This window comes from Lentzea sp. NPDC004789, from assembly GCF_053601075.1.
In genome coordinates, this window is record NZ_JBSGBE010000013.1 from 1 (window position 1) to 18,084 (window position 18,084).

The 18,084-nt window shown below is 68.1% G+C and carries 20 protein-coding genes; 17 read left to right on the top strand and 3 right to left on the bottom strand.

Annotation, left to right across the window (positions count from 1 at the left end; genetic code table 11):
• The 11 genes from ACWEIJ_RS27110 to ACWEIJ_RS27160 all read left to right on the top strand — a co-directional run.
• On the top strand, positions 1-495 hold a 495-nt coding region (locus ACWEIJ_RS27110; protein ID WP_449840050.1), incomplete at its 5' end, for a hypothetical protein.
• A gap of 10 nt (positions 496-505) precedes the next feature.
• Positions 506-730 carry a hypothetical protein gene (locus ACWEIJ_RS27115; RefSeq protein ID WP_449840051.1) on the top strand — a complete coding sequence of 75 codons (225 nt, stop codon included), beginning with the start codon at positions 506-508 and terminating at the stop codon, positions 728-730.
• A gap of 542 nt (positions 731-1,272) precedes the next feature.
• Positions 1,273-3,075, top strand: a complete 1,803-nt coding sequence (locus ACWEIJ_RS27120) for a LamG domain-containing protein (RefSeq protein WP_449840052.1) — start codon at positions 1,273-1,275, stop codon at positions 3,073-3,075.
• Positions 3,076-3,122: 47 nt separating this feature from the next.
• Complete coding sequence (locus ACWEIJ_RS27125) at positions 3,123-3,686, top strand: GNAT family N-acetyltransferase (protein ID WP_449840053.1); 564 nt, start codon at positions 3,123-3,125, stop codon at positions 3,684-3,686.
• The gene (locus ACWEIJ_RS27130) at positions 3,673-4,230 is read left to right on the top strand and encodes a GNAT family N-acetyltransferase (protein WP_449840054.1); all 558 of its coding nucleotides are present in this window, start codon (positions 3,673-3,675) and stop codon (positions 4,228-4,230) included. Before ACWEIJ_RS27125 ends, ACWEIJ_RS27130 begins: the two co-directional genes overlap by 14 nt.
• An 8-nt stretch (positions 4,231-4,238) precedes the next feature.
• A complete protein-coding gene (locus ACWEIJ_RS27135; protein WP_449840055.1) occupies positions 4,239-5,180 on the top strand; it encodes a Ppx/GppA phosphatase family protein in 942 nt (313 codons plus the stop codon).
• Positions 5,181-5,356: 176 nt separating this feature from the next.
• On the top strand, positions 5,357-6,985 hold the full coding sequence (locus ACWEIJ_RS27140) for a peptide ABC transporter substrate-binding protein (RefSeq protein ID WP_449840056.1): 1,629 nt from the start codon (positions 5,357-5,359) through the stop codon (positions 6,983-6,985).
• 151 nt (positions 6,986-7,136) lie between these two features.
• On the top strand, positions 7,137-8,066 hold the full coding sequence (locus ACWEIJ_RS27145; RefSeq protein WP_449840057.1) for an ABC transporter permease: 930 nt from the start codon (positions 7,137-7,139) through the stop codon (positions 8,064-8,066).
• Positions 8,059-9,033: an ABC transporter permease gene (locus tag ACWEIJ_RS27150; protein ID WP_449840058.1), complete on the top strand. Its 975-nt coding sequence runs from the start codon at positions 8,059-8,061 to the stop codon at positions 9,031-9,033. The genes ACWEIJ_RS27145 and ACWEIJ_RS27150 overlap by 8 nt, the downstream gene beginning before the upstream one ends.
• Before the next feature lie 9 nt (positions 9,034-9,042).
• Positions 9,043-10,029 carry an ABC transporter ATP-binding protein gene (locus tag ACWEIJ_RS27155; RefSeq protein ID WP_449840059.1) on the top strand — a complete coding sequence of 329 codons (987 nt, stop codon included), beginning with the start codon at positions 9,043-9,045 and terminating at the stop codon, positions 10,027-10,029.
• Positions 10,022-11,017 (top strand): ABC transporter ATP-binding protein, encoded by a 996-nt coding sequence (locus tag ACWEIJ_RS27160; RefSeq protein ID WP_449840060.1) that lies wholly within the window; start codon positions 10,022-10,024, stop codon positions 11,015-11,017. Before ACWEIJ_RS27155 ends, ACWEIJ_RS27160 begins: the two co-directional genes overlap by 8 nt.
• A gap of 52 nt (positions 11,018-11,069) precedes the next feature.
• Here ACWEIJ_RS27160 and ACWEIJ_RS27165 read toward each other — a convergent pair whose 3' ends face one another.
• From ACWEIJ_RS27165 to ACWEIJ_RS27175, 3 genes are read right to left on the bottom strand one after another with little or no spacing between them, the layout of a single operon-like run.
• Complete coding sequence (locus ACWEIJ_RS27165; protein ID WP_449840061.1) at positions 11,070-11,888, bottom strand: DUF1963 domain-containing protein; 819 nt, start codon at positions 11,886-11,888, stop codon at positions 11,070-11,072.
• A complete protein-coding gene (locus tag ACWEIJ_RS27170) occupies positions 11,888-12,322 on the bottom strand; it encodes a GNAT family N-acetyltransferase (RefSeq protein WP_449840062.1) in 435 nt (144 codons plus the stop codon). Before ACWEIJ_RS27170 ends, ACWEIJ_RS27165 begins: the two co-directional genes overlap by 1 nt.
• On the bottom strand, positions 12,319-13,776 hold the full coding sequence (locus ACWEIJ_RS27175) for a S10 family peptidase (RefSeq protein ID WP_449840063.1): 1,458 nt from the start codon (positions 13,774-13,776) through the stop codon (positions 12,319-12,321). The genes ACWEIJ_RS27170 and ACWEIJ_RS27175 overlap by 4 nt, the downstream gene beginning before the upstream one ends.
• A gap of 57 nt (positions 13,777-13,833) precedes the next feature.
• Between ACWEIJ_RS27175 and ACWEIJ_RS27180 the strand changes: the two genes are divergently transcribed.
• The 6 genes from ACWEIJ_RS27180 to ACWEIJ_RS27205 all read left to right on the top strand — a co-directional run bounded on the left by ACWEIJ_RS27180 (position 13,834) and on the right by ACWEIJ_RS27205 (position 18,082).
• Positions 13,834-14,430 (top strand): uracil-DNA glycosylase, encoded by a 597-nt coding sequence (locus ACWEIJ_RS27180; protein ID WP_449840315.1) that lies wholly within the window; start codon positions 13,834-13,836, stop codon positions 14,428-14,430.
• 68 nt (positions 14,431-14,498) lie between these two features.
• On the top strand, positions 14,499-15,101 hold the full coding sequence (locus ACWEIJ_RS27185) for a DUF4129 domain-containing protein (RefSeq protein ID WP_449840064.1): 603 nt from the start codon (positions 14,499-14,501) through the stop codon (positions 15,099-15,101).
• A complete protein-coding gene (locus tag ACWEIJ_RS27190) occupies positions 15,098-15,448 on the top strand; it encodes a hypothetical protein (RefSeq protein ID WP_449840065.1) in 351 nt (116 codons plus the stop codon). Before ACWEIJ_RS27185 ends, ACWEIJ_RS27190 begins: the two co-directional genes overlap by 4 nt.
• Positions 15,445-16,401, top strand: a complete 957-nt coding sequence (locus ACWEIJ_RS27195) for an AAA family ATPase (RefSeq protein ID WP_449840066.1) — start codon at positions 15,445-15,447, stop codon at positions 16,399-16,401. Before ACWEIJ_RS27190 ends, ACWEIJ_RS27195 begins: the two co-directional genes overlap by 4 nt.
• Entirely contained in the window at positions 16,398-17,627 is a 1,230-nt protein-coding gene (locus ACWEIJ_RS27200; protein ID WP_449840067.1) for a DUF58 domain-containing protein, read from the top strand. Before ACWEIJ_RS27195 ends, ACWEIJ_RS27200 begins: the two co-directional genes overlap by 4 nt.
• Positions 17,621-18,082: a hypothetical protein gene (locus ACWEIJ_RS27205; RefSeq protein WP_449840068.1), complete on the top strand. Its 462-nt coding sequence runs from the start codon at positions 17,621-17,623 to the stop codon at positions 18,080-18,082. The genes ACWEIJ_RS27200 and ACWEIJ_RS27205 overlap by 7 nt, the downstream gene beginning before the upstream one ends.
• The last annotated feature ends 2 nt before the right edge of the window (positions 18,083-18,084 follow it).

Sequence of the window (18,084 nt, forward strand, 5' to 3'; positions counted from 1 at the left end):
CACCTGCGCTCGCCGGACGGATCGCGGCCGGTGGTGGCTGATGTCCAGCGCTACGCTCAGATTCAACCGGTCTACGACCTCACCATCGACGGCGTGCACACTTATCACGTCGTGGTTGGTTCGGCGCGCATTCTCGTTCACAACTGCGGCGATGAACTGACGAGTCTCGACGATCTCGCAGCAGCGGCGGAGGCAACACACAAGGAAACCTCATACACTGCAGCGGGCCATGCGTTGACCAAGAAATTGGGCCGCCCGGATGAAGCGGGTGCATGGGCGCACCTCAAGCCGGAGAAGACCGATGAGGCTGGCTTCAACCGGTCGGGACAGTTCTTCGTCGAAGACCTGTTGACTCATCCGGACACGGTGCGATCGGTTTCGCGAGGTCGAGTGGATGGTAGGTGGCGCGATGACCTTGACACCTTCCGCATAGGCGAAAACGGTATTGGAGCAAGGTGGACGCCAGAGGGCAAGTTTGTCGGATTTTTGACATGATGAGGGTAGTATGAAAGACGAAATCTTCGGAGGGCGCACCTTTCGGGTCACCTCGGTCAGTCACGGCGATGGCGACAGTTTCGAGTTCGTCATCGAGGGTGGGCCCGCTGTTGCAATCACGCAGTACGACGGGGACTCGTCGCGGGCGCTATACGTGAGTGTCGACGGAGAGATCGAGCTCGTAGCCCTCGAGGAGATGATTAAGTACACGAAGCAGAGGTTCGTTCTTGAATAGTTCGAGCTGAGTAGAATTTGAAAAACGACCGCGCGTTGCCGCGGTCGTTTTTCTCTTTCGTGCCGTAACGGGTCGGGTTGTTTCTGGGGCCTGATCGTCTCTGTGATATGACCTTGAGGTCCGAGCCTTCGAAGTCCTGCTGTTGTTATTCAGCACCGGAACATTCATGGTTCAGCGCTACCGGACGCGAGTGTGCTGAGGCAGGCCACAGCATCGACATCCGCGACAGTAAGGGACATCGCCCGCCCGTCCGCCGTCGTGCGCGGGTGTAGGTGCGGACGCGTTTCTCCGACGTGTGAAGGGCGTGAGCCGAAGTTCCCGCCACTGACCTATTCCCTTTCCTGCTCGGATCATCCATGCTGCTCCAGCACAGGTCGGGGAACCAGTGATCAGGCTGCCGGAGGGATCCGGCAGTGGGGGGACGGATGTTCAACGTCAGAGGGTGGAGCTTTGCTCTGCCCGTTTTCGCTGCTGCCGTCATGCTCTTCGGCTCAACCGCTGCGAGCGCCGCAGCCTGTCCGAACCCGCCGATCGATCTCGGGATGGAGGGGTGGGGACCGAACGGCGCGGACGCCTTGCCCTGCCGCACTGGGGTCGACCGGCCCGTCCTGGCCACGCAGACGCCGAGGCTGCGCGCGAAGCTGCCTGGGAACAACCAACTCCTGAGCGCGGACTTCGTGGTGCGCACAGGCGAGACGCGCGTCGCCGAGCTGACGGCGAAGGACGTGCCGTCGGGCTCGTACGCCGAAGCGACGTTGCCGCAGGGCGTTCTCGTGGACGACACCGTCTACCGCTGGGACGTCCGCGCGACCGACGGCAAGCATCGGTCGAAGTGGGTCGGCGACTGCGAGTTCCAGGTGGATTCCGTTGCTCCCAACGCACCTGTGGTGTCGTCGACTGACTACCCGAAGGGCGGTTTCAACGGCAGCCCAGGTCACACCGGCGTCTTCACGTTCTCTCCCAACGGTTCGACGGATGTCGTGCGCTACGGCTGGTCGCTGAACACGAACACCTTCGCGAACCGGGTCGAGGCGAGCGGTGCGGTCGACGTGCCGATCACGCCAACGCAGAGCGGCCCCAACACTCTCTACGTGCGCTCGTACGACAAGGCCGGACACCCCTCACCTGCCCAGACCTACGATTTCATGGTCGCCGACCTGTCCCGGCCGGTGGCGGCCTGGAACTTCGACGAGCTCGGCGGGACGACCGCGGCCGACACGACCGGCAACGGGCACCCGCTGACGCTGAACGGCGCGGCGTTCGGTCCTGGGTACGCGAAGAACGGTCTGGTCAACACCACGAGCTCGTTCTCGTCGACCGCGTCGGCGCTCATCGACACCTCGCGAGCCTTCGCGGTGTCGGCGTGGGTGAAGTTCGACAACGCGAACACCCCCTACATCGTCGCGAGCCAGGACGGTGACAGCGAGAGCGGCTTCTCCCTGAGGTACTCCGCCAGTCCGGCACAGGTCGGGATGTGGATGCACCTGGTGAGCTCCTATGACCCGAGTGCACACAAGATGTCCTTGTACCTCAACGGAAAGCTTGACAGCACGACGGACGTGACGCTTGCGAACGCGTCTGGGCCTTTCGTCGTCGGCGCAGGCAAGAGCGGTGGTGCCCGCGTCGGTCAGTTGGCGGGCACGATCGACCACGTCCAGGTGTGGGACCGCACGCTGAGCGCGGCCGAGGCGGCGAAGCAGAGCAACTTCGCGGTGTTGCGTGCGCACTACAGCCTTGACGAGCTCACCGGCACCACGACCAAGGACGAGGTCAGCGGGCAGAACGGCACGTTGTCCGGCGATGTCGGCTGGGGGAGCACCCCGGTTGATCCCGACGACCCGAACCAGATCCTGACCAGCAGGGACAAGTGGCTTCGCTTCGGAGATTCGCGCACCGGCACGATGACCGGCCCGCGTCCGGAGAACCTGCGGACCGACCGGTCCTACACCGTGTCCGCTTGGGTGCGGCACGGAGCCTTCGGCGACGCCGAGTCCGCTGTCGTCACGATGGGGGACTCCTCTTTCGTGCTGGGCTACCGGCCGGACACCGGCACATGGGGCTTCCAGCTTCCTGACGGCTCGGTCGCTCTCTCCTACAGGTCGGCCAATGCGAACAAGTGGGTGCACCTCGCGGCGACGTACGACGCGGTCACCGGCACGATCACGTTGTACGTCCAGGGCACCGAGCAGAACAGCGCGCAGGCCGGCTTTCAGACGGACAACGGCACGGGTGCTCTCCAGGTCGGACGTCGAGTCGGGGGTGATGTCGACGACGTCCGCGTCTACTCGGGAGCGATGAGCGCGCAGGACGTCACCAAGCTGTATGCGGCGTCCATGCACCTCTGATTCAAAATCGCGAGGCGCGGGGCGGCGGTCCTTGGCAGGGTGAGGGTGTGCTCAAGCCTGACTACCCGCTGAGGACCGACCGCCTCCTCCTGCGCCCGTTCGAGCTGACCGACCTCGACGACTTCTACGCCTACCGCTCGCGCCCCGACGTCTACCGCTACCTCTACGGCGAGGCGGCGAACCGCGAGCAGGCCGCGGAGCTGCTCGCCAAGCGGATGGGCGAGACCGAGCTGACCGAGGAGGGACAGTGGCTCGCGCTGGCCGCCTACTGGCCGGAGGCCGGGCGGGTCGTCGGCGACGTCGTGCTCAAGTGGCTCAGTGCGCAGGACCGGCAGGGCGAGATCGGTTACGGCTTCAACCCCGAGTTCGGGGGCAAGGGGCTGGCCACCGAGGCCGCGGAACGGATGCTGCGGCTCGGGTTCGAGGAGCTCGGGCTGCACCGGATCGTCGCCGAGTGCGATCCGCGCAACGAGCCGTCGTGGCGGCTCATGGAACGGCTGGGCATGCGCAGGGAGGCGCACTTCCGGCAGAACGAGATCTTCAAGGGCGAGTGGGGCGATCTCTACGTCTACGCGATGCTCGAAGAGGAGTACCGGCGTGCTCAAGCCTGACTATCCACTGAGGACGGAGCGGCTCGTGCTGCGTCCGTTCGAGCCGGCCGACCTGGACGACTTCGCCGCCTACCGCTCGCGGCCGGACGTCCAGCGCTACCTCTACAGCGTCGCGCCGGACAGAGCCGCTTGCGCGGAGTTGCTCGCGGGGCGGGCGAACGAGACCGAGCTGACGGAGGAGGGGCAGCGGATCGCGCTGGTCGTGCAGCTGCCGGAGGGGCCGGTGATCGGTGACGTCGTGCTCAAGTGGCTCAGCGCGCAGGACCGCCAGGGCGAGATCGGGTTCAGCCTCCACCCCGACCACCAAGGCCGCGGCTACGCGAGTGAGGCCGCCGCCAGGATGCTGGAGCTCGGGTTCGAGGAGCTCGGGCTGCACCGGATCGTCGCCCGGTGTGATCCGCGCAACGAGCCGTCGTGGCGGTTGATGGAACGGCTGGGCATGCGCAGGGAGGCGCACTTCAGGGACTTCGGGATCATTCAGGGCGAGTGGGGCGACCTCTACGTCTACGCCATGCTTGCCGAGGAGTACCGGCACAACAGGTAGGGGTGACCATGGCGCGCGTTGCGGCCATCGACTGCGGGACCAACTCGATCAGGCTGCTCGTGGCCGACGCGACGTTGCGGGACGACGGGACCGCGTGGCTGCGGGACGTGCACCGCGAGATGAAGATCGTCCGGCTCGGGCAGGGGGTCGACGCGACCGGGCGGTTGCATCCCGACGCGATCCAGCGCACCAAGGCGGCTCTCGAGGATTACGCGCGCACGATGCAACGCAAGGGAGTCGAGCGGGCACGGATGGTGGCCACCAGTGCCACTCGCGATGCGAGCAACCGCGAGGAGTTCTTCAGCATGACCGAGGCGGTCCTCGGCGCGCCCGCGGAGGTGATCACCGGGGACGAGGAGGCGCGGCTGTCGTACCTCGGTGCGGTGGCCGATCTTGACCCGGACGAGGGACCCTTCCTCGTCACCGATCTGGGTGGTGGCAGCACCGAGTTCGTCCTCGGCACCGGCACGGAGGTGGAGGCCGCGCGGTCGATGGACATCGGGTGCGTTCGGCTGACCGAGCGGTTCATCAAGTCGGATCCGCCGGGGAAGGACGAAATCGCCGAGGCGGAAGCGTTTGCGCGCGAGCAGATCAAAGCGGCGTTCGAGATCGTCCCGGTCGAGAAGACTCGGACGTGGATTGGCGTCGCCGGCACCGTCACGACGTTGTCAGCCCTGGTCCAGGGGCTGGAGGTGTACAACAGCGACGATATTCACCTCAGCCGAATCACACTTGACAATGTTCGAGAAATCACGCACCGTATCCTCTCCATGACGCATGATGAGCGTGCCTCGCTCGGACCCATGCACCCCGGACGGGTGGACGTCATCTGCGGTGGAGCGCTGGTTCTGCGTGCGATTGCCGAGGAGCTCTCGAATCGCGCGGGTATTCGCGCGCTCGTGTGCAGCGAGCACGACATCCTCGACGGCATCGCGTTTTCGCTGGTCTAGCGGAGAATTAAGGTCGACTTGAGGTGATCGTGACGAGTTTGTAACCGCTTTCGATGCGCGTACTCCTGGACACCCCGGTTAACGTCCTCTCACGTTTTGGGAGGTGGACGAGACCTCCCGGGGAGGCGTGCGCACGCAATAACTGCGGCGACGCCGGGGAAAGGCGGGAGAGACTGATGTCGCGATCACGGGTTGCGTGGGTGGCTCTGCCAGTCGCGCTGGCCATGACGCTCAGCGCGTGCGGTGGCGGCGGTGGGGGTTCGTCCACTGCTGGGGGCAAGGAAGACCCGGATGGCACCGTGTCGATCTACGGCACCGAGCCGAAGAGCACGCTGTTCCCGGCCAACACGACCGAGGCCGGCGGTGGCAAGATCACCGACGCCCTGTTCACGCGTCTGGTCGGGTACAAGCCTGAGGACGGCGCCACGTACAACCTGGCCGCGGAGTCGATCGACTCGAGCGACGCCAAGGTCTACAAGATCAAGTTGAAGCCGGGCCAGAAGTTCCACGACGGCACCGACGTCAAGGCCAAGAACTTCGTCGACGCCTGGAACTACGCCGCGTACGCGCCCAACGCGCAGCAGGCCGGTTCGTTCATGGCGCCGATCGACGGCTACAAGGACGTCCACCCCGAGGACGAGAAGGCGAAGCCGGCCAAGGACACGATGTCCGGCCTCAAGGTCGTCAGCGACACGGAGTTCGAGGTCACGCTGAGCGCGCCGAACTCGGTCTTCCCGATCATGCTCGGCTACCAGCCGTTCTCGCCGCTGCCGGACGCGTTCTTCGCGGACCCGAAGGCGTTCGAGGCGAAGCCGATCGGCAACGGCCCGATGAAGTTCGTCTCCCGCACGCCGAACGCGCTGATCAAGCTTGAGCGCTTCGACGACTACAAGCTCGAGGACAAGGTCCACTTCAAGACCCTCGACGTGAAGATCTACTCCAGCCAGGAGACCGCGTACCAGGACCTGGTCGCGGGCAAGCTGGACTTCATGGAGGCGCTGCCGCCGTCGGCCAAGGTCGGCGAGAAGTACAAGGCGGACCTCGGTGACCAGGTCCTGACCGCCAACCTGCTGGGCCAGAGCGCCATCGCCCTGCCGTACTACATCCCGGCGTTCAAGGACAACGTGAAGCTCCGCCAGGCCATCTCGATGGCCATCAACCGCGAGCAGATCACCAAGACCGTGCTGGCCGGCTCCTACGTGCCGTCCACCGGCTGGGTCTCGCCCGGCATCAAGGGCCACCGCGACAACGTCTGCGGTGAGTACTGCAAGTACAACCCGGAGAAGGCCAAGCAGCTGCTCCAGGAGTCCGGCTTCACCGGCAAGCTGACCATCCAGTCCAACCAGGACGGTGGCCGCAAGGAGCCGCTCGAGGCGGCGTGCAACAGCATCAAGCAGGCGCTGGGTGTCGAGTGCGAGTTCGTCGGTGCCACCAACTTCGGTGCGTTCCGCCAGATCGTCGACGGCAAGCAGCTGACCGGCATGGCGCGTTCGGACTGGTCGGCCGACTACCCGTCGATCGAGAACTTCCTGAACCCGCTGTACCGCACCGGTGGTTCCTCGAACGACTCGAACTACTCGAGCCCGGTCGTCGACTCGCTGCTGGAGAAGGCTGACGGCACCGCCAACCCGGACGAGGCCATCAAGCTGTACCAGCAGGCGGAGGACCAGATCGCGAAGGACATGCCGTCCATCCCGACCTGGAACGAGAAGGGCATCGGCGCGCGGTCGAAGAACCTCCTCGCCGCCAAGCTGACCTTCACCCGTGACGCCGAGCTCGCCGCGTTCCGGGTCAAGGCCAAGTAGCCGACCGCCGAAGCACACGTCTGAACCTGAGCAAGTGATGTCTGAGCAGTGACCTTTCCGGCCTCGCGTCCGCCAAGCGTTGCGGACGCGGGGCCGGAGGGGTGTTCAGGCTCAGGGTCCGGCGCCCCCCACCACGCAAGGAGCCGACCTCATGGGTCGCTATGTGCTGCGCCGTCTGCTGCAGCTGATACCGGTCTTCCTGGGGACCACTTTTCTGATCTACGCCCTGGTCTGGGCGATTCCGCAGGACCCGTTCTCCGGCAAGTGCGGTCAGCGGCCGTGCGACCCGTCCTACATCGCGGAGATGAGCCAAAAGCTCAACCTCAACGACCCGTTGCTGGTCCAGTACTTCAAGTACCTCGGCAACCTGCTGACCGGCGACTTCGGCACCACGTTCAACGGGGTGTCCGTCGGCGAGCAGATCTCCATCTCGTGGCCCATCACCTTCAAGCTGGGCATCATCGCGGTGCTGATCGAGGCCGTCATCGGCATCATCGCCGGCGTCCTCACCGGTCTGCGCAAGCAGGGCTTCCTGGACAACCTGGTCCTGGTGTCGACGCTGTTCCTGATCTCGCTGCCGGTGTTCGTCACCGGTTTCGTGCTGAGGCTCTACCTCGGCCCGCAGGGCTTCGACATCATGGACACCTCCGTCGGCACCGACCCGACGATCGGGGAGCTCATACTTCCCGGCTTCGTGCTCGGCAGCCTCTCGATGGCCTACGTCGCCCGGTTGACGCGGACGAGCATCGTGGAGAACCGCCGCTCCGACTACGTGCGCACGGCCATCGCCAAGGGCCAGCCGCAGACCCGCGTCGTCGGCGTCCACCTGCTGCGCAACTCGCTGATCCCGGTGATCACGTTCCTCGGCACCGACCTCGGCAGCCTCATGGGCGGCGCGATCGTCACCGAGGGCGTGTTCAACATCAACGGCATCGGCGGCCTGATCTTCCGCGGCATCCAGGAGAAGGAAGGCGTCATGGTCACGGGCATCGTGACCCTGCTGGTGCTCGTCTACCTGCTGGCGAGCCTGCTCGTCGACCTCCTGTACGCCGTTCTCGACCCGAGGATTCGCTATGAGTGACCCAGGATCCGTGTCCGGCGGCACCGGACTCGAGGCGGCCGCGGCGGCCGGTGTGGACCAGCTCAGCCACGTCGACGACTCGTCGCAGAAGCAGCGCAAGCCCCGCTCGCTGTGGAGCGACGCGTGGGGTGAGCTGCGGCGCAAGCCCACGTTCATCATCTCGCTGGTGATCATCCTGATCGTCGTGGTGATGGCGATCTGGCCGTCGCTGTTCACGTCGGTCGACCCGCGGCACGCCGACCTCGACAAGTCGCTGCAGAAGCCGTCCGCCGAGGCGTGGTTCGGCTACGACCTGCAGGGCTACGACGTCTACGCCCGCGCCATGTACGGCGCCCGTGCGTCGCTGCTCGTGGGCATCTTCTCGACGATCCTGACCGTGATCATCGGTTCGTTCGTCGGCATCATCGCGGGCTACGCGAAGACGTGGATCGACAGCCTGCTGTCCCGGTTCGCGGACATCTTCGCGGGCATCCCGTTCGTGCTCGGCGCGATCGTCATCCTGACCACGCTGAACGCCCCGAGCGAGAACCCCGGTGTGGTCCGGATCGTCACGCAGGTGGTGCTCTCGATCGCGGTGCTGTCGTGGCCGGTCGTCATGCGCATCATGCGTTCCGCGACGCTGGTGGCGAAGCAGCAGGACTACGTCAAGGCCGCGCGCGGCCTGGGCGCCTCGCCGATGCGCATCGTCTTCCGGCACCTGCTGCCGAACACGATCGCCCCGGTGCTCGTGTACGGAACGATCGCGCTGGGCGCGTTCATCGGCGCCGAGGCGACGCTCGCGTTCCTCGGCATCGGCCTGCGGCCGCCGGTCGTGTCGTGGGGCGTGATGATCTCGGAGTCGCGCGACTACTTCCAGTCGGCACCGCACATGCTGCTGTTCCCCGCGGGCTTCGTGACCGTCACCGTGCTGGCCTTCGTCATGCTCGGCGACGCCGTGCGCGACGCCCTCGACCCCAAGTCCCGATAGGGAGATCTCGTGACTCAGCCATTGCTGGAGGTCGAGGATCTCCACGTGGAATTCCGCACCCACGACGGTGTGGCGAAGGTGCTCAACGGCGTTTCGTACCACGTCTCGGCGGGCGAAACCCTTGCGGTGCTGGGTGAATCCGGCTCCGGCAAGTCCGTGACCGCACAGACGATCATGGGCATCCTGGACATGCCGCCCGCGTTCATCACCAACGGTTCGATCAAGTTCCGCGGTGAGGACCTGCTCAAGAAGTCCGCGGAGGAACGTCGTGAGGTTCGTGGCGAGGGCATCGCCATGATCTTCCAGGACGCCCTCTCGGCGCTGAACCCCGTGTTCACGGTCGGGTTCCAGATCGAGGAGCAGCTCAAGGTCCGCCGCGGGATGTCCAAAGCGGACGCCCGCAAGCGCGCCGTCGAGCTGCTCGACCAGGTCAAGATCCCGAACGCCAAGGGCCGGGTCTCGGACTACCCGCACCAGTTCTCCGGCGGTATGCGGCAGCGCGCGATGATCGCGATGTCGCTGGCGCTCGACCCGGAGCTGCTGATCGCGGACGAGCCCACGACCGCGCTGGACGTCACCGTGCAGGCCCAGATCATGGACCTGCTGGCGGAGATCCAGAAGGAACGCGACATGGGCATGATCCTGATCACCCACGACCTCGGCGTCGTCGCCGACGTCGCGGACCGGATCTCGGTCATGTACGCGGGCCGCATCGTCGAGCACGCCGACGTGTACGAGCTGTTCCGCGCGCCGGGCCACCCGTACACCGAGTCGCTGCTGGAGTCCCTGCCCAGGCTCGACCTGAAGGGCCAGGAGCTCAAGACGATCAAGGGTCTGCCGCCGTCGCTGACCAACATCCCGCCCGGCTGCCCGTTCAACCCGCGCTGCCCGCGCGCGTTCGACCGGTGCGTCACCGAGGTGCCGACCGTGCACAATCTCGGCATGGGCCGCACCAGCCGGTGCCACATCGCGGAGGAGGTTGTCGCTCGTGGCTGAGCCGATCCTCGAGGTCGAGAACCTCGTCAAGCACTTCCCGGTCCGGGTCGGCGTGCTGTTCAAGCGCACCGTGGGCCACGTCCAGGCCGTCGACGGCGTCTCGTTCTCGCTGAACAAGGGCGAGACCCTCGGTGTCGTGGGCGAGTCCGGCTGCGGCAAGTCCACGCTGGCCCAGGTGCTGATGCGCCTGGAGCCTCCGACGTCGGGCGTCGCGCGCTTCGAAGGCCGCGACATCTTCGCGATGAAGGGTGCGGAGCTGCGCAAGCTGCGCCGCGACATCCAGATCGTGCTGCAGGACCCGTACACGTCGCTGAACCCGCGCATGACGGTCGGCGACATCGTCGGGGAGCCGTTCGAGATCCACACCGAGGTGGCGCCGAAGGGCTCGCGCCGGCAGAAGGTCCAGGAGCTCCTGGAGATCGTCGGCCTGAACCCGGAGCACATCAACCGGTACCCGCACCAGTTCTCCGGCGGTCAGCGCCAGCGCATCGGCATCGCCCGCGCACTGGCGTTGCGGCCCAAGGTGATCGTGTGCGACGAGCCGGTGTCGGCGCTGGACGTCTCGATCCAGGCGCAGGTGATGAACCTGCTGGGCGACCTGCAGACCGAGTTCGGCCTGTCGTACGTCTTCATCGCCCACGACCTGTCGGTGGTGCGCCACCTGTCCGACCGCGTCGCGGTGATGTACCTCGGCAAGATCGTGGAGATCGGCACCGAGGACGACATCTACGAGCGGCCGATGCACCCGTACACGCAGGCGCTGCTGTCCGCGGTGCCGGTGCCGGACCCGACCCAGCGCGGCCGGCGCGACGTCATCCGGTTGACCGGTGACGTGCCGTCGCCGATCGACCCGCCGTCGGGCTGCCGGTTCCGCACGCGGTGCTGGAAGGCGCAGGACATCTGCGCGACCGAGGTGCCGGAGCTGGTGTCGCGCAACGGGGGCCACCCCGCGGCGTGCCACTTCGCCGAGGAGCGCGCGGTCGTCTGAGAAGTGTGGTTGAAGAGGGGCCGTGCCTGCCGGGTGCGGCCCCTCCTTCGTGTCAGGGGTTCTCGTTGAAGCCGGCGAACACGCGGTCGAAGCGTCGCGCGGCCAGGTCCTCGCGCTGGATCACCCAGTGGACGGTGGCGGACTCGTAGTCGTCCACGTCCATCTGCCAATCGGCCAGCAGCACCCAGTCCGCGGCGTCGTCCGATCCGCCCCACCCGGCCTCCACCGCGCACTTCACGGCGAACGCGACGGGGTCGTTCTCGACGTCCACCTCATCGGCGTAGCCCCCGAGCTGCAACGCCCCCTCGGGAGCGATCCGGTCGCGGGTGTCCTCCCAGACCTCGACGAGCTCCTCGGAGCGAGGGTGCTCGGGAAACGCGTCGCCCCACGGCTCGCCGGGCAGCTCGACGTACTTGTGGAAGGGCAGCGACACGTCGGCCCTCACCCGCAGCGGCCCCTGCGGGAACGCCGCCATCATCCGCTCGTTCTCCTCCCACCCGGTGCCGTCCCAGGCGAGCTTGTCCCGCTCCACCACGGCCGAGCCGGCGGGGACGTGCACCGCACCGCCCGCGCCGGTGTGGTCGATCTGCGGGAAGGCGAAGAGCAGCAGGTGGCCGTCGGAGGGCAGGGGCAGGTCCGTCACACCGGAGGGAAGGGCCGCGAAGTCGATGGAGGCGACGTACGGGTGGGCGGGGTCGGGGACGTCGGCCGGAAGCAGGAGCGGACCGCCGAACCGGCCCACGACCGGCCCGTCGCCGTCGCGCGTCAGCGTCGCGCAGGGGCGGGCGGTGGCCAGCCACCGTTCGACGTCGCCGGCGGGGATGCCCCGCGCGGCCGCTTCGTCGCGGAACGGGCCCAAGCGGTCCCGCATCAGCGGACTCCCCGTTCGAGGTCGGTGATCGACACGCCGGGGGCGATCTCGCGCGTGCCGGTCTCGGAGAACCCGCGCTTCCGGTACAACCGGAGCGCGGGTTCGTTCCTGGTACCGGTGCTGACGGTCTGCGGACCGTCCGGCAACGCGTCGAGCAGCTTGGACGCGATGCCGCGGCGATGCGCCCGCGGGTGCACGACCAGCCGGCAGATGTCCACAGTGGACCCTTCCAGCAGGTACGACACCGCACCGGCGAGGCCCTCTTCGTCGTACAGGCCGAGGAAGGTCTCGCCGCACGCCCTGAGGTCGTCGAGCGACTCGTGCAGCGGCGGGATGCCGTCGAAGCCGATCAGCTCGGCCTCGACCGCGTAAGCCAGTCGCTGCACCGTCCACAGCTCACGCAGGACGGTGTCGTCGGTCAGGTCCAGGATCACGTGTTGGACGAGTTCCGCACGAAGTTCGCCAGGTCCTCGGACTGCTGGATCCTGCTGGGCTCGTGCACGTACATCATGTGGCCCGCCGGGTAGTAGGCCGACTCGATGTTCGCGGTGAGCTCCTTCGGGATCTGCAGGTGCGCGAGGAGGTGCTCGGCGGCGAAGTACGGCGTGGCGCCGTCGTACCAGCCGAACGCCACGTGGACCTTCAGGTGCGGGTTCGCGCGCATGGCCGCCGAGAGCTTGCCGGCCGTGGTGACGTGCCGGCCCTCGAACTCCTTGTACGACCACTGCTCGATGGCCCGCGAGAGGATCTCGTACGGCAGGTCGTTCGAGTAGCCGAGCTCGGCGTGCAGGTAGTGGTTCATCGTCGCCGAGTACGGGCCGAGGATCGCGTCGATGGACGGGTCCGCGGAGATCTCCTCGCGGCCGTAGTCCTTGTCCCAGCCCGTGAAGCGGCCGTCGAGGCGGCCGACCGTCCTGCGGTCGCGGCGCAGCAGCTCGGTGAAGAACCGGATGTGCTCGATGCGCAGGTCGACCGCGTCCACGTACTCCTCGGACAGACCGGTGAGCCGCGCCAGCTTCTCGATCGTCGCGGCCCGCTCGACGTCGGAGAGCCGGTTGCCGCGCGCGAGGGCGTACGGGTAGTCGCGGACCGCGAACTCCTCCGCCTCCGCGAGCACCTCCTTGAGCGGCCGGTCGCCGTGCAGGCCGTGGTAGTGCGCGATCGCCGCGTACGTCGGCAGGTAGAGCGTGTAGCCGAGGTCGTGGCCCTCGTTGAACTCGAGCGTCGCGAAGTCCAGCACCGAGGAGATCAGCATGAGGCCGTTGAGGTACATGCCGTGCTTGCGCTGCAGCTGCTCGGCCAGACCGGCGGCCCGCAGCGTGCCGTACGACTCGCCGCAGATGAACTTCGGCGACATCCACCGCCCGTTGCGCGACGTCCACAACCGGATGATCTCGGCGATGGAGTCGATGTCCGGCTGGTAGCCGTGGTAGCTGCCGGGCTTCTCGCCCTGGGTCGCCCGGGAGAAGCCGGTCGACACCGGGTCGATGAACACGAGGTCGCTCTCGCCCAGGAGGCTCTCCTCGTTGTCCGCGATCCCGTACGGCGGCGCGGTGAGGTTGCCGACGTCACCGCTCAGCACCCGGCGCGGCCCGAGGAGCCCCATGTGCAGCCAGAGGCTCGCGGAACCCGGCCCACCGTTGAACGCGAACGTCACCGGCCGCTGCAGCGGGTCGGCACCGTCGAGCGTGTAGGCGGTCAGGAACACCTCGGCCTTGGGCTTGTGGCCCTCGAACACGCCGTCCTTGATCACCTCTTCCCTGAGCACGACACGCCCGGCCGTGGCGGTGTAGTTCAGCTCGCGGCCCTTGACGGTGATGCTGTGCTGGGTGGTGACCAGGTCATCAGCGGGAGACGAGGGCTTCTCTTCGGTCTTCTCCTCGGACATAGGAGCAACACTACGGAACTCGACGATCGAATAACGGCCTGCCGAGCGTGCCCGCGCCTGGTCGTGTGGCGCGAGTCGGTCGCGGTGGAGAAACGCGCGGCGTTCCGCGACGAGGAGTACTGGGGCAAGCCGGTGCCGGGCTTCGGCCCGATGGACGCCTCACTGCTGATCGTGGGTCTGGCGCCGGCCGCGCACGGTGGCAACCGGACGGGCCGGATGTTCACCGGCGACCCCTCCGGCGACTTCCTCTACCGGGCGCTGTACGAGGTGGGCCTCGCGTCGCAGCCCGAGGCCTGGTCCCGCGACGACGGCATGGAGCTGTACGGCGTGCGGATGGCCTCACCCGTGCGGTGCGCGCCGCCCGACAACAAGCCGACGGCCGAGGAACGCGACCGGTGCTCGCCGTTCCTGCGCGAGGAGATCGGCCTGCTGCCGAACCTGCGGTCCGTGCTGGTCCTCGGCGGGTTCGGCTGGAAGGCGTTCCTGCCGCTGCTGGGACCGGAGCGGCCGAAGTTCGGGCACGGGGTCGAGGTGTCGCTGGGCGGCCTGCGCGTGTTCGGCTGCTACCACGTCTCGCCGCACAACACCTACACCGGCAGGCTGACCCAGGAGATGCTGCAGGACGTGCTGAGGCGGGCGGTCGCGGTGGACTGATCGGTTCCGCACCCGCAAGTTGACCAAATGATCACCCCGGCGCGGCGAACCGTGTCAGGCTGATCCGCATGAAGTGGTGGCGGGCCGTGGTGGCGGTGGCGGCGCTGCTGATCGTCGTCGTCGCGGCCAGCGGTTCGTCGCCGGTCACGCTCGTCAACCGGCTGGACGACCGCCCGCCGCCGCAGCACCGCTCCGGCTCGGTGGACCTGCCGCAGCCGCAGGAGCTGCCGGACGTGGTGGGCGTGCCGTTCTCGCTGTTCCTGCTCTTCCTGGTGTTGCTGGTCCTCTTCGGACTGGTCGGTCTCCTCATCGCGCTCGAACTGCCGCGCTGGCGGCGCCGCCGGGGTGTGCGCGGGGTGGAGATCGAGGACTTCGAGATCGGCGAGACCACGTCGGTGGTCCAGCGCGTCGAGAAGGCGTTGCAGGAGTTCACCGCCCACCCGCAACGGCCGCCGCGGGACGCCGTGATCGCCGCCTGGCTCGCGCTGGAGGAAGCCGAGCCGCGCAAGCCGCACCAGACGCCCACCGAGTTCACCGAGAAGCTCGGGGTCGACGCCACCCTCCTCAAGGACCTCTACCAGCGGGCGCGCTTCGGGCACGAGGACGTGACGGCCGAGCAGGCCCAAGAGGCGCAACGGGAACTGAGCCGCATCGTCGGGGAGCTCGCATGAGGACCGCGCTGGCACTGCTGGTCGGGGTGATCATCGGCGTGGTGATCTGGTTGCTCGGCGCCGAGCCGTTCTGGGCGGTGGCGCTGGCCGTGCCGCCGACCGCGTTCGCCGTGCTGGTCACCAGGCTCAGGCGCGCCACGGACATCCTGTGGAGCTCGGCACCGCCGCCGCCCGGCTCGATCAGCACCGCGCACGCCAGCACGCTCGCGTCGCGGCTGGCCGAGGCGTCGGAGAGCCCGCGGCGCTACCGGGAACGGTTCCGCGCCCGGCTGCAACGACTGGGGATCGACGCGTCCGAGATGCCCGATCCGAAGGAACTCGCCGAAAGGCTCAGGAGGGTGGAGTGACGATCGCTGCCAACACCATCGCAGCGGAGGCCAAGGCCGTTCTCGACGAGATCGGCAAGGTCGTCGTCGGCCGCACGCGGACCGTGCGGCTCGCGCTCGCGGCCGTGCTGGCCGGTGGGCACGTGCTGCTGGAGGACGTGCCGGGGCTCGGCAAGACGCTGATCGCGCGGTCGCTCGCGCAGGCGCTCAGCCTCGAGTTCCGGCGCCTGCAGTGCACGCCGGACCTGCTGCCCGCGGACGTCACCGGGTCGTTCCTCTACGACCCTGGCAGCCGCGAGTTCGAGTTCCACCAGGGGCCGGTGTTCACCGGGCTGCTGCTCGCCGACGAGATCAACCGGACGCCGCCCAAGACGCAGTCCGCGCTGCTGGAGGCCATGCAGGAGCGGCAGGTCACGGTGGAGGGCCGCACGTTCGGGTTGCCCAGGCCGTTCCACGTGCTCGCGACCTCGAACCCCGTCGAGTACGAGGGCACCTACCCGTTGCCGGAGGCGCAGCTCGACCGGTTCCTGGTGCGGCTCGACATCGGCTACCCGCCCGCGGACGAGGAGGTCGAGGTCCTGCGCCGCCGGATCGCCCGGCAGCGGGAGGACGCCGAGGTGCCGCCGGTGCTGGCGGAAGGCCGCCTCGCCGAACTGCAGCGGGAGCTCGAACGGGCCACAGTGGACGACGATCTCCTGCGGTACTGCGTCGATCTGGCCGTCGCGACGCGGCAGCACCCGTCCGTCGAGGTCGGTGCGTCACCGCGGGGCGCGCAGGGGCTGGTCCTCGTCGCCCGCGCCCTGGCCAGTTTGGACGGACGCGGCTACGTGACGCCGGAGGACGTCAAGGAGTGCGCGGTCGCCGTCCTCGCGCACCGGCTCGTGATGAAGCCGGAGACGTGGACGTCCGGCGTGGACGGCGTGCAGGTGGTCACCGAGCTGCTCGGCAAGGTTCCGGGCCCGCCCAGCTCATGAGCAGAGCGGACAAGATCAGGGAGGCGTTCGCCCAGTCCCACGGCGCGCACTGGCACCCGACGGACGCGTACTCGCGCGCCGTCTGGCTCGGCACCGGGCTCGTCGTGGCCGGGCTGTTCCTGCACCAGGTCGAGATGGTGCTGTTCGGCGTTCCGCTCATCCTCTCCGTGCTGCTCACGAGCAAGCCGAAGGGCACGCCGACGGTCCGGGTCCAGCCCGTGCCGCGCGGGGCGGGCGCGGGCGTCGTGCACACCGTCGCGCACCTCGACGGGGCGGACGCGGAGATCGCGGTGGTCAAGCTGCCGGGCGTGACCAAGGCCGTGCCCGCGCACTCGCCCGACCTGCCGGTCCGGATCAGGCGCGACGCGTGGGGACCGGGCATCGACCTCCGGCTGGACCACCTCTTCGCCGGACCGGACGGCATGCACGTCTACGGCCCGATCGTCGGCACCGAGCACGTCCGCACGATCCTGCCGCCGGTCGAGCACCACCCGTCCGGACCGCTGCCGCCGCGCCCCGCGGGCCTGGTCGGCATCCACCGCTCGCCGCGTGCCGGCGACTCGACCGAGCTGCGCGACATCAGGGCGTTCCAGCCGGGTGACCGGCTCAAGCGCATCGACTGGCGCGTCACGACCCGCACCGGCACGGTCCACGTCCGCGAACGGCACGCCGAGGCCGACGCGGAGATCGTGCTGGCCGTCGACACCAGGACCGACGTCGGCGCGGACGTCGCGCTCTGGTCCTCCCCGCACTACGGGGCCACGACCCGCCCGGACGGCAGCCTGGACCGGGCGGTGCGCCGGGCCGCATCGATGGCCGCCGGCTACCTGCGGCAGGGCGACCGGGTGGCGTTGATGGACCTGAGCCGGCCGCAGCTCAACGTGCGGTCCGGCGTCGGGCGCCGGCACCTGATGCGCATCCGCACGCAGCTGGTGGTGTGCGTGCAGGCCGCCGGGTGGGCGTCGCGCGTGGCGTTGCGGAAGCTGCCGCACGGGTGCGTGGTCGTGCTGCTGTCGCCGTTCCTCGACGACGAGATCGCCGAGCTGGCCGTGCAGACCCGCAAACACGGTCACGTCGTGCTGGCGATCAACACGCTGCCGTTGCCGTTGAAACCCGACCAGGAGACGCCGTGGGGTGAGGTCGCGGCCGAGCTGATCGCCGCGGAGCACCGGCAGCGGCTGCGGCGCATGGCGGAGCACGGGGTGGCGGTGACGCGCGAATGCTGATGCGAGTGGCGATCGTGCTCGCGGCGCTGCCCGTGGCCTTCGTGCTGTATCTGGACTCCGGCGCGGTCGCGCCGCTCGTCATCGTGGGGTTGCTCACGGCGCTGTCCGCGCTCATGCCCGGCAGTGCGGGTCCGGCGTTGCTGATCGGCTACGCGGCGGTCGCGATGGCGTTCGGCGACGGGCACCCGCTGCGGCTCGGCGTGTGGATCATGATTCCGGCGCTGCACCTGATTCACGTGACGTCCGCACTGGCCGCGGTCGTTCCGGTGAAAACGAAAATCGAGCTCGCCGCGCTGAAAGCTCCGGCCCGCCGGTTCGCCATTGTCCAGGCGATCTCTTTTGGTGTTGCCGCGTTCGCCTCGTTCATCCCATCGGGGCCCGGCATCGGGCTCGTGGAGCTGCTCGGACTGGGGGCTCTGACGGTCGTGATCGCGGTCGTGGCGCTGAGGATCTGAAT

Bases quoted from the DNA above. Each gene is read 5' to 3' on its own strand.
- ACWEIJ_RS27115 (WP_449840051.1), top strand. From the start codon at position 506: ATGAAAGACGAAATCTTCGGAGGGCGCACCTTTCGGGTCACCTCGGTC.
- ACWEIJ_RS27120 (WP_449840052.1), top strand. From the start codon at position 1,273: ATGGAGGGGTGGGGACCGAACGGCGCGGACGCCTTGCCCTGCCGCACT.
- ACWEIJ_RS27135 (WP_449840055.1), top strand. From the start codon at position 4,239: ATGGCGCGCGTTGCGGCCATCGACTGCGGGACCAACTCGATCAGGCTG.
- ACWEIJ_RS27140 (WP_449840056.1), top strand. From the start codon at position 5,357: ATGTCGCGATCACGGGTTGCGTGGGTGGCTCTGCCAGTCGCGCTGGCC.
- ACWEIJ_RS27145 (WP_449840057.1), top strand. From the start codon at position 7,137: ATGGGTCGCTATGTGCTGCGCCGTCTGCTGCAGCTGATACCGGTCTTC.
- ACWEIJ_RS27150 (WP_449840058.1), top strand. From the start codon at position 8,059: ATGAGTGACCCAGGATCCGTGTCCGGCGGCACCGGACTCGAGGCGGCC.
- ACWEIJ_RS27165 (WP_449840061.1), bottom strand. From the start codon at position 11,888: ATGCGGGACCGCTTGGGCCCGTTCCGCGACGAAGCGGCCGCGCGGGGC.
- ACWEIJ_RS27175 (WP_449840063.1), bottom strand. From the start codon at position 13,776: ATGTCCGAGGAGAAGACCGAAGAGAAGCCCTCGTCTCCCGCTGATGAC.
- ACWEIJ_RS27185 (WP_449840064.1), top strand. From the start codon at position 14,499: ATGAAGTGGTGGCGGGCCGTGGTGGCGGTGGCGGCGCTGCTGATCGTC.
- ACWEIJ_RS27190 (WP_449840065.1), top strand. From the start codon at position 15,098: ATGAGGACCGCGCTGGCACTGCTGGTCGGGGTGATCATCGGCGTGGTG.
- ACWEIJ_RS27200 (WP_449840067.1), top strand. From the start codon at position 16,398: ATGAGCAGAGCGGACAAGATCAGGGAGGCGTTCGCCCAGTCCCACGGC.
- ACWEIJ_RS27205 (WP_449840068.1), top strand. From the start codon at position 17,621: ATGCTGATGCGAGTGGCGATCGTGCTCGCGGCGCTGCCCGTGGCCTTC.